The organism is Pseudoalteromonas sp. TAB23 (genome assembly GCF_000498075.1).
In the GTDB taxonomy this organism is placed as follows: Bacteria; Pseudomonadota; Gammaproteobacteria; order Enterobacterales; family Alteromonadaceae; genus Pseudoalteromonas; species Pseudoalteromonas arctica.
This window is the reverse complement of record NZ_AUTP01000151.1, coordinates 1-15,231: the sequence shown is the minus strand read 5'-3', so window position 1 is coordinate 15,231 and position 15,231 is coordinate 1. Positions and strand designations below refer to the sequence as shown.

Sequence of the window (15,231 nt, the reverse complement as noted above, 5' to 3'; positions counted from 1 at the left end):
TCGCTCTTTGCCGAAGTTCGGCTTAGTTCCACTAGCAGACATTGAAGATTCTTAATGTGTGACCCATACGCTTCTAGACAATGCCCGCATCCAAGCTAAGCTCGAAGTAGAGCAAGAACAAGCAGAAATTGAAGCTGAAAAAATACTAATATCAGAGACTAAAAAAGATTTAAACGAGTGCTATCAAAAGGAAAAAAGAAAATCGGATGAAATTGGAAATACACTGACTGAAAAAAACGAATTAATACAGCACAATAAACGAGAAATGAAAATCGAAAAACAGAAGGCAAAAAATCACGGTAACGCTCTTAGTCGAAAAAACAGTTTGATAAATAAATTAAAGACCAATGCTGAATACTTAAGTTCATTCATCGAAGAGAGCTATGAAACATAAAAGCTCTCTTCGAATTCAACCTTTACCTCCAACAGAAATGCTAGTAATTCCCTTTTTTCCTAGGTTGCCCCTTGAACCCTTACCTATTCTGATGCTCTTTCTAAATCTCATGTAGCTGTCCCTGCATTAATTAATGTTTACTCTATATCTTAATTTAACAAAGCTCAAAGTATCAGAGCAACAAAAGAAAACTTAATAAGGTTCATAATGGATGTTAGAAATAGTGTTACATAGGAGTTGAACTTTCATGTATTTTAAAGCCTTGTTTTACAAGGCTCTATTTTTTAATTAATTATTTTGTATAAGTACATATATATGAACCAGGAGCTTTACCGCCTACACAAGAAACTCGACCTGCAGAAGAAGGTGATTTAGCAGAGGTACTGTAAAATTGGGCTCCAGAACGCACGGCAGCATCATAAAAATTTGAGAAAGTTGATAAACCACCTTTTTTAAAGGTATATGTACGTGGTGATGTTACAGGAAGTGTAGGTTCAACTTTGTTTCCGTCAACATCTCTACCATGTTCAAAATCCCATATAAGCTCATCACCAATAATTCCATATAACGAATATATTGCAATGCTTTTGTCATCAAAAGCAACCTGCATAAAGACTTTTTCAATTTCAGCAACGCCAGAAACTTTTGCCGCTGCGATTGTAAAGTTCGATATATCCTGTTCTAGGGTTGTATGTTCATTATAATAAGATGAAACTTCATATTGTTTTGCACCAAATCCAACTAAGTCCCAAGCGCTACCTGCAATCTCTTTAGGCACAATAGTTGCGCTTACTCCAGCTAAGCTTGCAACAACAGCACTTTTTGCATCAGATATATTATGAAAAGTATTTAAAGCGTCCTGCTCTACACCATAGCTATCTACAGTCCAACTATATATAGGTATTCTTACATCTTGAATATGACCACCACGACCATCAGGTTCATTATCTCCTTTTAATATCCTGTACCCTGTAATGGTCTTAGAAACATTGAATTTCTCAATAATTGATTTATCTAGATTCATTACATAAACATCGCGAGGGCGATCTACTTTAGCTTTTAATCTTGCTGTATTTTTGAACTGTTCGAAAGAAAAACATGTTGAGCATTCAGTGTAAAGTGGAGTTTCCGAGGCTAAACTTGAGAAAGAAACTAGTCCAATTAAAGATGTTAAAAGTAAATTTTTTATCATAATCATTCCATAATTAAATAAACGTAAAAGAAACATTATTATAATTTCTTTTTCATTACTTTTAAATCATTAACAACTACAAAAGCATTACCCATTAAGAGTTAATGTATGGGGGATGGGTAACTAACCCACTATATCGCGGCTTTTAATTTTAACTAGGCGAAGCCGTAGCGAGGAACGAGCGCGACTTTACAGAGTTAAATGCAAAATAGTCCTTAAAAAACGCGTTCACCAATCTTCCAGCTAAAAAAAGCTAATCGTGCCTTGATAAACTTCTCTTTATGGAGCTTAGAGGCTCGATAAGGAAATTTCATAGGCACAGGTAAATTGCATCACTTTTCATACAAAGTCGCTTAGAATCACTCTGAGGAGTGAAGTGTCGTGATTTTTTGGGGGATGCCGTAGCTAGGGGAAAGGCCGACAGGAGTATAAACTGAAGAGTGGCTTTAATGCTTAAAGTTTTGTAACTTATTCACAGGCTAACGCCTTTTTAATAACTCTTGTTTTTAGCACCGCTGTAGCCACCTAAAACTGTAGTCAATAAAAGAGAATAAGATGTTTTTTTATAGCCAATTATTAAGTAGATGCCTCAATCGTCTTGACTAAATAAATATAGTCCACCCTCCGCCTCGAACAACTTAATATAACTAGCGCCTCAATACCTGGCTATCACTCATCCACGAACCGCTTTGTAGCGTGCTAAGCTTAAAGATCAATAAAAAACTGGAGCACACTAAACTCGCCAATTAAAATCGTTTTTCTTGTAATTGATTTATTTCCCTCATTATATCGGTTTGTGGGGGTAAAAATTTGACTGTATGCGAGCCGCGCAAATGTCTGCTCGTAGCACGTTTACTTGTATATGTGAACAAACACCAATATGAGTAATTAACTATTTTTAGCCAATCACAATGACCGCTATTCGTTCTTTGCCGAAATTCAGCTTAGTGCTATCAGTCGTAACTCGTTTCTGCCCCAAGACGTGTTAACGTAATTACTCTATAGGTCGGCTTTGAGCGATAAGCGGTCAGTCGTATTTTTTACATTGTATGACTGCTTCAAGCTCAAAGCTGCCGTTGATATTTGAGTTATAAACTCTGAATATGAGTATATTGTCACCATAAAACATCTATCGGTCTAACTCGCAATGGGGCACAAAGCGTCTTAGGGTTTTTGCTCTATTAACCTGTTGGACTACTTCATTTACGGTCGCTTTTTCCCAATACCGAGCATAAAGGGATCGTTGTTCTGGATATTTACCCATTCGCGGATATTTCTATTGAATCGTCATTCATAGAATGATAGATTTTAGCCATGAAGATAAAAAACATATTTCAACTAACCTCAATTTCTTGGTGGCGTTCTATTTTATAGAGCGACGCTGGATCACATTTATTCAAAGCCGTCGGATGACTGTTTATGAATAAAGCAACTTATGTCTCCGATGGTAAAATTAGGAGTCATATTATGCAAAATCAAACACTTCCCCTTAACAAAGACAAAATACTAACCGGTGATAGAGCAACGGGGCAGTTACATCTCGGGCACTTCGTTGGTTCACTTCAACAAAGGGTTGCTTTACAGCATCAGTACGAACAGACCATCTTAGTCGCGGATTTACAAGGTCTGACGGACAATGGGCACAACCCTCATAAAGTATCATCCAATATTTTGAATGTCGTTGCAGACTACTTGGCCGTCGGTATTGATACTCAAAAAACCACGATTTGTTTGCAGTCAGCAATACCTGCCTTATCAGAATTGACCATGTATTATTCAAATTTAGTCTCCGTCTCTAGATTACAGAGAAACCCAACGGTCAAAAGTGAAATTGCAAGTAAGTCATTCGGCGCTTCAATACCAGCAGGGTTTTTAACCTATCCCATTAGCCAAGCGGCCGATATAACAGCATTTAGAGCAACACTTATTCCCGTAGGTGATGACCAATTACCGATGATTGAACAAACCAATGAAATAGTGAGAAAACTAAATTATATCGCTCAAGCGGATATTTTAGTTGAGTGCCGTCCCTTGTTAAGCAAAGTACCTCGGTTGCCAAGTTTGGACGGTAAAAGCAAAATGTCTAAATCAATGGGTAACAGTATTTTATTGGATTCAAGCGAAAAGGATATTTCTAAGGCAGTAAAATCAATGTATACCGACGCTAGCCATTTACGAATTGAAGACCCGGGTAAAATTGAAGGTAATGTTGTTTTTACATACTTGGATGCATTCCATAGTGATACTGCTTATATTAGTGAATTAAAGGCGAGATACCAACAAGGCGGTTTAGGTGATGGATCACTAAAAAAAATTCTCGAAGAGTGTTTGCAAGATACTCTTAAACCCATTCGGGAGCGTAGAAAATCATTTATATCTGATAAAGCGCAGTTAATCGAAATTCTTAGGAATGGAAGTGACAAATCACAAGAAGAATCGAATCAGATTCTAAACAGTGTTAAAAATGCATTTGGCTTGAGTTTATTTTAGTTGTAATACTTTTATTGAAAGAGGAAAACAAGCCTCCAAAGTCAGGAGGGGAAATAAACAAGAAAATTTTACTCGCTAAGGTGTAATGAGCACACAAGCAAGTTAGATGTATTTCTGCGTTTAACATAACCCCCTTTATATTCGACGACTGAAGGCTACTTACTAAATAGTAACCTTTTTATCTATCACTTTTTCTGCACTTTTAGTTAACAATAGCGAACGTATTATGCTTGCTAATACCCAAATTTGGCCTCGTAGTGCTTAAGTGAATTTAGCCATTTTTTGTTTTGTGAGTCGTAAAGGGGCGTTATCGCCTTAGATTAACGCTCTAATTTTAAAAGTTCAATGGCCGCTCTGGTGGCTAACTCGCCTGTCAAAGGGATAGTCTCAGGGTTTGAGGTTTAATGGCTCCTGCAAGCTCAAAGCTGCCGTTGACGACTCGTATCTGAACATTCACTTTTGCCACTTTGAAGACCTAAGGTTTTAGCACCTATCGACATCTTTTGGGCTGTAAGCGGTCATAAATTAAGAGCTGAATCAATATATCTAGCAGTCACTATGAGCCTTCAGCGGACATTTTTTGGATTGATTTACCTTTAAAATCATTTCGTTTCGATACCAAAAGCAACATTAATCTATCGCTACAAGAATATATGCTTTTGGCTTTAAATTGTTCATTATGGCTACGGACTATTAAACTAATACTTAAATAATTGATGTACAAGATCTAAAATATCAGAGAGTTATATAGTCCAATAAGGCGTTCGGGTTGAGTATCACCGTGTTGTTAGGACGAATTTCACTAACAAATATAAAGCGTTCGGTTGATTGTGAAACGATGTTTATTTTTTGAAATTGAATATTATTTTCGTTTACGGTCGCAATCGCGGCTCCACCTTTATGATAAGTAAGCGCTGCTAACGGTGCTTGCCATTTAGGTTGTCTGAGCTTTTGGTTATTAATATTAATGGAAATGGTTCCGTTAAGGCCGGTTGGTAGATTATGCTCGCGATTATCAAACTCAGCTTCAACAAGCATGGTTCCGGATAAAACACTTATTGCTTGCGCCTTACGAGTAATGGTCGCAGATACAAAGATGCCCTCATAGCCTGTAAACGTGGCGTCGATTGTATCTCCAATTGATATTTTACTAACTTCGCTTTGTGGCACATAGGTGATTAACTTCAATTCGTTTATGTTTTGTAGTTTATAAAGGTAGTTATCTAATTGATTGTTAACGCTATTGACAATGTCGCCTATCTCAATATTTTTATCTGTAATATAGCCAGCAAATGGAGCCGTTATAATAAGTAATGACTGTTGAAATTGGTTTTGTTCTTTTTGTGCGAACAAACTTGCTATTTTAGCCTTTGATTTTTCTGTTTGAACGGTCAACCTATCTAATTCAGCTTTGCTAATTAAGTTATCTTTTATTAACTGCTTGGCTCGTTTCAACGTTAATCGATTTAATTCATGCTCGGCTTTGCCAAACTCAATGTCAGCCAGTATTTGTTGCTCTTGTAGTTTAATCTCAGGAGCATCAATTACTGCAAGTACATCGCCTTTACTGACCGCACTACCAATTTCTACATATTGTTCTTTGATATAACCACTGGCTCTAGAATGTAACTTTGTCGTTTGTTTAGCCTGTGAAACGGTTGGCAGACTCACCGTTCTTTGATCCAAAACTTTGGTCAGCGTGGCGGTTTGATAACTTGATGGAGGATTCGTTTCTGCGTGCACCGTTAAGGTTGTTAATATAAGTAGGCCAATAAGTGCAATGATGTGCATTACTTTATGTAATACGGAATCTTGGGCTTTAGATTGGGCGCTATGTCTGATTTTATGTTCTGTCATTTTAGTTTTCCTCGATATCTTGAAACATTGGCTTATTTCGAAAGCTCAGTATTAGTGGTACTAATGTCAAAGTTGCTGGTGTGCCAAAAATTAAGCCTCCAATAACAGCTCTTGCAAGAGGAGCGTTTTGTTCTGCTCCTTCTCCCAATGCTAATGCCATGGGGATCATGCCAACCAACATAGCTATAGCTGTCATAATTACCGGTCTAAACCTTGTCTTTATCGCAGACAATGCTGAATTTTTTGCTAGTTTTCCCGCAAGCATTTCAGCCCTGGCAAAGCTAACAACTAAAACACTATTTGCCGTTGTTACTCCCATTACCATAATCATGCCCATAAATGCGGAGACACTTAACGGCGTATTTGAGAGGAATAGGGCAAGCAAAGAGCCGCTAATGGCCATAGGCATTGCGCTTAAAGCCACAAGTGGCAAGGCCCAAGATTGGAAATTTATTACCATCAATAGAAATACTAAAATTGCAGCCATCACCATACCCGTAGCCAAGTCACTGTAGGCTAAAAGCATGTCTTTTGCTTGCCCTTCAATAATGATTTTATTGCCAGCTTTAAGAGTAGCCTTTGTCGACGCAACGTTTTTTGTGATGTCGGTATAAACCGAACCCAAATCGCGTTGATCAACGTTAATCAATATACTGATTGTCGGGGCTAACATTTGCCGTTTAATTAATGCAGGTCGAGCGCGTTTTTCTACACTCACTAGGCTTTTTAATAATACGGTTCCCTGAGCTGAATTAGTGGCTTTAACTGGCGTATTTAACAAAGTGTTTAACGAGTCTAAACGATAGGGTGGAACTTGAGCCGCAACAATATAACTGATGCCATTATTTGCCCATGTGTTTGGGAATAAGTTTGCACTCGAGCTTAGGCTCACTAATAGGGTCTGACTGATGTCAGTCATATTCACACCTAGTTTTTTTGCAAGTATTCTATCAATATTGAGATTGATATCAGGCCAGGCCGTAACTTGATCAATGATAATATCAGCAACACCTTCAACATTTTTTAACTTGCTCATTAGTTTTGTGGCGGCCTGTAAATTTCCTTTTATATCTCGGCCTGTGATTTTTACTTCAATGGCAGAACTAGCAGTGCCATTAAGTGTTTGGGAAATAATATCAGCAGGACGAAATAGCACTTGGTAGTCAGGGAATTGTAACGCTAACTGAGCTCTGATTTTTCTAATATAAAGGTCAGTTGGTGCATGATCAGGGGTTAACTGTACTAATATCTCGCCTTCTGAAGACGTGCTAATCATAGAACTAATCCAAGTTCGATTTATAGCATCTGGAGGTCCAATATTCTCAACAATGGCCTGAATTTCGTTAGCAGGGATTATCGTTCTAATTAATTGATGAACATTCGCAAACTGTTTTGCAGCCACTTCTAGTCGTACACCATTTTCAACTCTAAGGTGTAATCGAATTCCGCCCGCGTCAGATTTAGGAAAGTAGTCTTTTCCAAGCATCATAAACGAAGAAGTTAATATGATACTTGCCACGATACTCACTCCAGTGAGTACTAAGATGCGGCAACTCAATAGTCGCTTTAAGTTTAATAAATGCACCGCAATAATTCGGTCTAATTTTTTTTCAACCTTAATGTGGACTTTGTGCACTAACGAATTTCGGTTTACATTTTCACGTTCATTTTTCAGTAATAAAAATGCGAGTATGGGCACCAATGTTCTTGAGAGTATAAAAGATGCAATCATAGCGAGTAGAACCGCTAAGGCTAAAGGCTCAAAAACGTATGCGCTTGTACCACTTAACAAAAATATAGGCATTAAAACGATACATATGCTCATCGTTGAAACAAGCTCAGGAAATACCACCTGCTTGGCGCTATCAATTACGGCTTGTCGAATTGATTTGCCGTAATCTAAGTTGCGGTTAATATTCTCAATTTCCACCAAGGCATTATCGACTAATATACCGATTGCTAATCCTAACCCTCCTAATGTCATGAGATTTAATGTGTGACCAAAAAAAGTTAACCCTGTAAGAGAAGCTAAAAGGGCTAATGGAATAGAAGTAAGCACAATGGCTGTGCTGCGAACACTGCCAATAAAAATTAAAACGACCAGAGCGACTAAAAGGGCGACTATTACCGCTTCAATTAACACTGCATTTCTAGAAGCCACAACAAATTTAGATTGGTTAAATATAGGCGTTAAGGTTAAGCCTTTAGGCGCACCTTTTTGTATGTTTGGTAAACGACGGTTGATTTCATTAATGATATCTACGGTAGATGAATTCCCTAGTTTTAAAATAGAAACAATAACGCCTGCTTGCCCATCTACACGAGCTAAACTAGTTGCAACAGCGCCACCATCACGAACCGTTGCAACATCTTGAAGTTGAATTAGACCATGTTCGCTATATTTAATGGGGATAGCTTTAAACTCAGCTACACCTTCCGGACTCCCATTAGTTGAAACGGTAAAGGCCACTTTTCCTTCACGTAAAATACCAGTCGGTAACGTAATGTTTTGTTGCGAAATAGCCATGGCTACTTCTTTTGCTGTTAGTCCATGCACCTGTAATCTATCGGGATCAATATCTACCATTAGTTGTCTAGGAGCTCCACCAAAAGGTAGGCTCAATCGTAAGCCAGGTATTGACTGCAATTGTCGTCTTAGAGTTAGTCGAGCGTAATCATACAGTTGAGACTGAGTCATCGTTTGAGAAGAAACGGCGAGTTGAAGTATAGGTACGCTTGACGTCGTATAATTAACTATTAACGGTGGGGTCATTCCCTTTGGTAGCCGCTTTAAAATGGTTTGAGAGACACTGGTAATTTGCGATAGTGCAACAGCTAACTTTGCTCTGGGGTGAAAACTGACTTGGATGAGCGAGTAGCCATTACCATTTTCAGATTGAACACGCTTTACATCGTCAACGTTATTCATGATGGCAATTTCACTAAATGATGAAATTTTTGACGCCATTTCAGAGGCACTAAGACCTGGGTATTGCCACAATACGTTGACATAGGGAATATCAATTGAAGGTAAAATGTCAGTAGATGTTTTTTGTAAAGACCTAATGCCAAACAGCAACAACAGTATAACCAATACGCCAACCGTATAACGTTGACGAAGAGCGAGCTTAACTAACCACATTTATTTAGCCTCTGTTAATAAAATATAATTCATCTGACTAAACTCTACTTACCGTCATTTGGGGCAAAAATATCGGCTAATATTGACTCAGGAGGCAAGCCAATTTGTTTATTAAATTCTCCGTCTGCATTTAGATAAAAAGTAGCTGGAGTTGCACGGGCACCTAAAGACAGCATGGTTTTATAGTTGTTAATTAGCTTGTCACGGATCGTTTTTTCTGGGTTCTCAATTGGTTTTATAGACTGAAATAATCCTGAGCCAGCTAATTTTTTCAATTGTTCTTCAGGATTATCCGCGCTTAATATGGCCGCGGCTTTTCCTAAGCTGTCTGCTTTTAAAATACCGACTAAAATATGACGAATTTGCACTTTTCCTGAATCAACCCAAGGCCGTGCCTTATCCCATAACTGCTTACAATAAGGACAATTGGGATCCGTAAAAGTGTAAACAATACGCTTGGCTGACGCAGAGCCATCTCTTACCCAATGACTGTTTTCAAGGGCTTGCCAATTCTTAACCGCCTTTGGACCATTAACATAAGCATTCAGCTTTTCTTCACCTACAGAATTACCTTCAGTATCCACTAATGGGCCGGTAAATAAGTACTTTTCGTCTTCAGTGACATACAAAGTAATAGTCTCATTTTGAAAGTTAGCGATATAGCCAGTCATATTTGCCGGCGCTTTAAAAGAACTGACCACTTCACCACCTTGCTGAGTGAATAACGTTAAGGGTGCTGGGTAGTTAACTGTTTCTGTAGCAGTAAGATTTAACGGCAAAAAAATGTAAATAAAATTGATATTTTCATAGGTTTATCCTTTTTTTAAAGGTACGACGGAATTAATTTGATTAAGGTAATAACGCAAGCTAGCTTGAGATAATTCGCCCATATGGCTAGTAACTAACTGCCCTTTTTCATTATAAAATAATGTGGTTGGTAGCCCTGCGGCGCCAGTTTCTCGGCTAACATTGCTAGTGGGGTCGATGAAAACATTTTTTAAATCCAACGCTGTTGAATCAATAAAATTTTTAACACTAAGCAGGCTTTCGCCTTGATTAACAAAGACAAAAACAAGCTCAGGGTTATGTTTTTGAGCGGCTTCTAATACCGGCATTTCTCTACGACAAGGTGGGCACCAAGATGCCCAGAAATTAATAACAACTGGCGTGCCCTTATAGCGTCTTAAATCGACTTCATGGCCTTCAATATTACGTAAAGGTGAGCTAGGCAGTTCGACTGCTGCTTGATAAATAACAGCAAAAAAAGTAGGAATAATTAAACAGAAAAAAGTAATTAATGCCGATGTAAAATAAGCTTTAATGAACAATTTATTACGTCTAGCATAAAACATCAGTACCAAGGCACCAGCGCCCCAACCTGTGCTAGGTATAAAGCCACCATCACTTATATTTACTAATTGCCACCAATTCTCTTGGTAGCTTTGCCACATAGCGATTATAAAGGTCAATCGTGCGGTTAAAAAACCAATAATAATGGCTGTGAATATATACTCTAAAAACTGTTTCTGTTTTGCATTGTTACGTGTTTGAAGATAAGTTATTCCCCAAAACATAAATAACCCTACCAGAGTAATTAATTGTGAAATTGAGAGAACTATCGGCCCTACAGCAATACTTAGCATTTATTTACCACATCTTTTTTCCATTAACTTACCAATGATAAATCGCTAATATTAAGCCAACATTAAGAAAAAGTTCATTCGCTAAACCCTGCTAAAAACTTAATTTATCGCTTGTTCTCCTGCGCTTTTTCACGTTAATCTTAGCGGCATAAGAATTGTATTTGAGCAAAAATGTATATTTTATTAGTTGAAGATGATGCTGTTATTGCTGATGCCATTAGCACTTTTTTATCGGGTGAAGGTATGGCTGTGGAACATGTTGCTTCAATAAGTCATGCAAAAAATATCTTGAATAAAAGCAACTTCGATCTCTGTATTCTTGATCTAAATTTACCGGATGGAAATGGTATAACGTGGCTAACATGGCTGCGAAAAAATCAACACTCATTGCCGGTACTAATACTCACGGCGAGTAATTCAATTGACGACAAAGTAACAGGATTAAAGAATGGCGCTGATGATTATTTGGTTAAGCCATTTGACCTAAGAGAGTTATTAGCGCGTTTGTACAGTATAAAGCGACGCACAACCGACAGACTAACAAACACCATTTCACATGGCCTGCTGACTTATCACTTAGAACAACACAAACTATTAATTAATGACAAACATATCCCCTTATCTCGGAACGAAGATTTACTTTTAAAAATATTTCTTAACAATCCACAACGTATTTTATCTGAAAGCCAATTAAAAGATGTTTTATACGGCACATGTGACGACGTAGCCAGTAATGCCCTGAATGTACATATATTTAATTTACGTAAAAAAATAGGAACTAAAGGCATAGAAACTATTCGGGGTTTTGGATTTCGACTAGGCTCAATTGAAGTAACTGAACAATGAGCTTGCGCCTTCGCCTAACAATATTAGTGGCAGNCAGCCGTATTTATTGGTTTTTGGCTATTAGCCAGTGTTTGGATGGTGACGGGTCTTAGTCATAAATTAGACGTCAGCTTTGATAAACGTCTAGAATCTACCGCTATAATGCTAAGTAATATATTAGCGCATGTGCCACAAAGTGCTATGTCAGCCTCTTTACCAGCAATAATGGAAGCCAATGAAGTTGGTACGGCAAAGGGATTAACCTGTCAAATAAGCTCTTTGCACGGCAGTATTATAGCAACAAGCAATAGCAGCACTTTTCCCAATAGCACAGCAGTTGAATCTGGGTTCCATTATATTCAAGCTGAAAGTACAGCGTGGCGTACGTTCACTTTAATCACCAGCCAACATAAAATAACCATTGCAGATAAGGTTTCTGAGCGTGATTCTTTATATTATGATCTGCTTAAAAGTATTCTTATTCCCCCTGCATTAGCGATTTTAATTACGTTAGGTTTATTATGGTTTGCAATTGGTACAGGCATAAAACCGATAATGCTACTAACTTCAGCACTCGAAAAACGCGGTAGTGAAGACCTTGCTCCCATTCAAATACAGCAACCATTAAAAGAACTGCAACCACTGATCAACAGCCAAAATGCACTAATGGCACGATTAGCTGAAGTGATATCAAGAGAGAAGCAATTTACCAGTAATGCTGCACATGAGCTTAGAACACCGTTAGCGGGTATATTGGCTCAAGCCCAACTTGCTGAACTAACAACAGGAGACAAGCAACAGCGAGCTTTATTGCAGGTAAGTAAAAGCACAAAGCGTTTAAATTCTATATTAGACAATTTACTTTTACTGGCAAATATTGATGCAATCACCCAAGTCCATACTGACGAAACTTGGTCAGTTGAATTACTCATTAAAAACATGATAAATGAGACAACGCAAGGTAGTGAACGTATAGCTTATTCAATACAAGGAAAAGAACTCATATCCGTTATCCCATCAGCTATGATCGCTATTGTTTGCCGTAACCTGCTCGATAATGCTTTAAAATACAGTCCCCCAAAAACACCTGTTTTAATGGCCATTAACGTTACAGAAAGCCTTTTAAATATTAATGTTAGCAACACGGCTAATGTTACCGCCACAGACATTGACAAAATGACTACGCGCTTTTGGCGTAGCGGTTCAGCAGAGGGTGCCGGTCTTGGCTTATCTATTGTAGATACCATAGCGATAAACTATAAAGGCTCAATTACACTGGCAAATAATGGTAATACTTTTGTAGCTCAGTTCTCAATACCTTTGACAGAAAGTAAAATAGCTTAAAATTAAGAACATATCGTTTTTAATACGTTAACCCTTTCACAGCCAACGAGTTTGCAATTGTATGAACGCAGCAATAGTAGATCTATCGGTCATGGAGCTATGTATAAAGGTGGTGATTATTTCCCTGTTAATTTACTAACAAAATTGCCCGTAAATTTATTAATTAAAGTTGAATCTCATGTTCAGAATTAGCTTAACTTTCAAAGTAATGATTAAATACTTTTCTATTAGGACAAAAAAAATGATGTAAAATCACGGCGACTAGGCTCGCAATTAACGTTGAACAATAGGAATATAATGAGGGCAATAAACAATAAACTTGTGTGTCGATTTCTACAGGTACTTTTAGCTTTCCAAAATACTCATAATAACTTCTAAATACCAATTGTTTTAGGTCACATTTAGCCGTGAATTTTAATGTCTGCTTAGTAGATTAGAAGTCATAAGGGAATCATCAAAATAATGAGCGCACAATATTCGAATGAGATAGGCACATGATCTGAACACCCTAATTATAGGTTTATTCAGACTGAAAGGACTATAAAGCGCACAAAGTTAGCATTAATAATTTGATGATGAACGACCGCAATGGTGGCTTAGCTGTCCAATTCAGAGGTTTTTGAAAAGTAATGTCAATGTCTGCTGTTGGCACAGAGCCGTCCTTCGGCTCAAACTCATTTTTGTCCAAAGGTGAGTTTCAATCTTTGTTGTCACAATTTTTCTTTGGATAGGCACGTTGATTGAATCTAAGTTTTGATCTTTATTGTCATACATACCTTCTATTGACACGAAAGGAACGGACTGGGAAGGCAAAAAAAGTTTCAAACATTATTGTTTTCCGACAAGAGGCATAGGATAGAGCATTATTTATACCGAGGTGTTTCGGAAATTGATGATAAAGAAAATGATGGAAAGCTCCTACCTAAAGGAAAAGATCCATCTGTACCTGTTTATTTTGGACAAAAGGGTGCTTGCTTTGGTGGTGGTTATACTTTTGGTAGTTCAGAGGGGAATGCGGTTAGGGCGCACCAAGTTGAAACAGGTATGAATAACGGCTGTTATATATCAACTAGCAGCTGTAAAAATGTTGCTAGGAGATTTGCGACCATTGGTAATTTAGTTGACGGATATATCTATACTCTCGATTCTACTTTATTCTCTGAATATGGAGTTATAAGCCATATTCTTCCCGGATCAGAAAATACTGGTGAATACGAAGTATCGATAAGAGCTAAAAATAATGGTCCAATACCAAAAGAAGTTATTATTAACAAGGAAATGGTTAATGCCATATAACTATAAAACAGTTGGCTTTTGCTCCTTCGTCGCTTATTTTAGCCAACAATTTTTTGCCTCTTAGCAAGGCGTTGAGGTTGTAGAATTACTCTTTTTAGGAACGTATTCTACTATTTCAAATTGATTGCTTTTTAACCTTGAACCCATCCGTTCGCTGTGATCTAATAGATATTATTCACCCACGGTAAACCGTTATGGCTAACTACAAGCCTGACTTATCCTGTCAAAATAAATTCATTCCTATCAATTTCGCTGAGCAAATTTTGCCTGGCACCTTTGAGTATGCCCTTTGTTATATTATCGAAAATAAGCTCGATTTATCGGGATTTGACGCGTGGTACAACAATGACAAAACGGGCGCTGCTGCGTATCCACCTTCGGTAATGCTAAAGATTATTTTACTGGGCTATGCACATGGTTTGATCAGTAGCCGCAGAATTGCTAAAGCGTGTGAGACGAACATTTTATTCATGAGTGTGTCGGGAGATATCCAGCCACATTACACATCTATAGCGGGTTTTGTGGCTAAAATGCATGAACAGATTGAGCCGCTTTTTACGCAAGTGCTGATGATATGTGATGAGGAAGGCTTGATAGGCCGCAACATGTTTGCCATTGATGGGTGTAAATTAAAGTCCAATGCGAGTAAAGAGTGGAGCGGCACATTCGATGAGCTAGGTCGCAAAAAAGCAAAACTAGAACGCGCAAGCAAACGTATTATTGAACGCCACCAATCACAAGATGGACTGGGCGAAGAGTTGATAACTCAGGACTTAAAACAAAAAGAAAAGCTGGATAGAAATGCAGATAAAATCACCGAGTTTTTAGCCACTCACGAAGAGAAAACAGGCAGTAAAGGCAAGCCTGTTAAAAGTAATATCACTGACCCAGATAGTGCGAAGATGACGACCTCAAAAGGGACAATTCAAGGCTACAACGGCATCGCGATAAACGATGATAAACATCAAATCATCCTGCAAGCACAAGCGTGGGGCTCAGTGGGCGAACAACAAACTTTACAGCCAGCCGTTGCACAATTAAAACAGCA

The 15,231-nt window shown here is 38.0% G+C and carries 12 protein-coding genes; 6 read left to right on the top strand and 6 right to left on the bottom strand.

What is annotated here, in order from left to right; all coding sequences use genetic code 11:
• Nucleotides 1-58 precede the first annotated feature (58 nt).
• Complete coding sequence (locus tag L654_RS0106290) at nucleotides 59-394, top strand: hypothetical protein (RefSeq protein WP_024590361.1); 336 nt, start codon at nucleotides 59-61, stop codon at nucleotides 392-394.
• A gap of 15 nt (nucleotides 395-409) precedes the next feature.
• On the opposite strand, the gene L654_RS1000000127245 is transcribed toward L654_RS0106290, so the two are convergent.
• Complete coding sequence (locus L654_RS1000000127245) at nucleotides 410-505, bottom strand: DUF4236 domain-containing protein (protein ID WP_076915493.1); 96 nt, start codon at nucleotides 503-505, stop codon at nucleotides 410-412.
• Nucleotides 506-686: 181 nt separating this feature from the next.
• Complete coding sequence (locus L654_RS0106285; protein WP_024590362.1) at nucleotides 687-1,586, bottom strand: hypothetical protein; 900 nt, start codon at nucleotides 1,584-1,586, stop codon at nucleotides 687-689.
• Nucleotides 1,587-3,053: 1,467 nt separating this feature from the next.
• On the opposite strand from L654_RS0106285, the gene trpS reads away from it, so the two are divergent.
• A complete protein-coding gene (gene trpS, locus L654_RS0106280) occupies nucleotides 3,054-4,076 on the top strand; it encodes a tryptophan--tRNA ligase (RefSeq protein WP_024591707.1) in 1,023 nt (340 codons plus the stop codon).
• A gap of 735 nt (nucleotides 4,077-4,811) precedes the next feature.
• Here trpS and L654_RS0106275 read toward each other — a convergent pair.
• From L654_RS0106275 to L654_RS0106260, 4 genes are read right to left on the bottom strand one after another with little or no spacing between them, the layout of a single operon-like run.
• On the bottom strand, nucleotides 4,812-5,933 hold the full coding sequence (locus L654_RS0106275; protein WP_024592052.1) for an efflux RND transporter periplasmic adaptor subunit: 1,122 nt from the start codon (nucleotides 5,931-5,933) through the stop codon (nucleotides 4,812-4,814).
• A gap of 1 nt (nucleotide 5,934) precedes the next feature.
• Nucleotides 5,935-9,075: an efflux RND transporter permease subunit gene (locus L654_RS0106270; RefSeq protein WP_024592051.1), complete on the bottom strand. Its 3,141-nt coding sequence runs from the start codon at nucleotides 9,073-9,075 to the stop codon at nucleotides 5,935-5,937.
• Nucleotides 9,076-9,119: 44 nt separating this feature from the next.
• Entirely contained in the window at nucleotides 9,120-9,854 is a 735-nt protein-coding gene (dsbG, locus tag L654_RS0106265; RefSeq protein WP_024592050.1) for a thiol:disulfide interchange protein DsbG, read from the bottom strand.
• A gap of 33 nt (nucleotides 9,855-9,887) precedes the next feature.
• Nucleotides 9,888-10,718, bottom strand: coding sequence for a TlpA disulfide reductase family protein (locus L654_RS0106260; RefSeq protein ID WP_024592049.1), 831 nt, complete (start codon nucleotides 10,716-10,718; stop codon nucleotides 9,888-9,890).
• A gap of 171 nt (nucleotides 10,719-10,889) precedes the next feature.
• Between L654_RS0106260 and L654_RS0106255 the strand changes: the two genes are divergently transcribed.
• The 4 genes from L654_RS0106255 to L654_RS0106240 form a co-directional block, all read left to right on the top strand.
• Nucleotides 10,890-11,564: a response regulator transcription factor gene (locus L654_RS0106255; RefSeq protein WP_024592048.1), complete on the top strand. Its 675-nt coding sequence runs from the start codon at nucleotides 10,890-10,892 to the stop codon at nucleotides 11,562-11,564.
• A gap of 75 nt (nucleotides 11,565-11,639) precedes the next feature.
• Nucleotides 11,640-12,887 carry a histidine kinase dimerization/phospho-acceptor domain-containing protein gene (locus tag L654_RS01000000125610; protein ID WP_225305722.1) on the top strand — a complete coding sequence of 416 codons (1,248 nt, stop codon included), beginning with the start codon at nucleotides 11,640-11,642 and terminating at the stop codon, nucleotides 12,885-12,887.
• A gap of 831 nt (nucleotides 12,888-13,718) precedes the next feature.
• Complete coding sequence (locus L654_RS0106245; protein WP_050581782.1) at nucleotides 13,719-14,183, top strand: hypothetical protein; 465 nt, start codon at nucleotides 13,719-13,721, stop codon at nucleotides 14,181-14,183.
• 194 nt (nucleotides 14,184-14,377) lie between these two features.
• A partial coding sequence (locus L654_RS0106240; RefSeq protein ID WP_024607587.1) for a transposase occupies nucleotides 14,378-15,231 on the top strand: 854 nt, incomplete at its 3' end.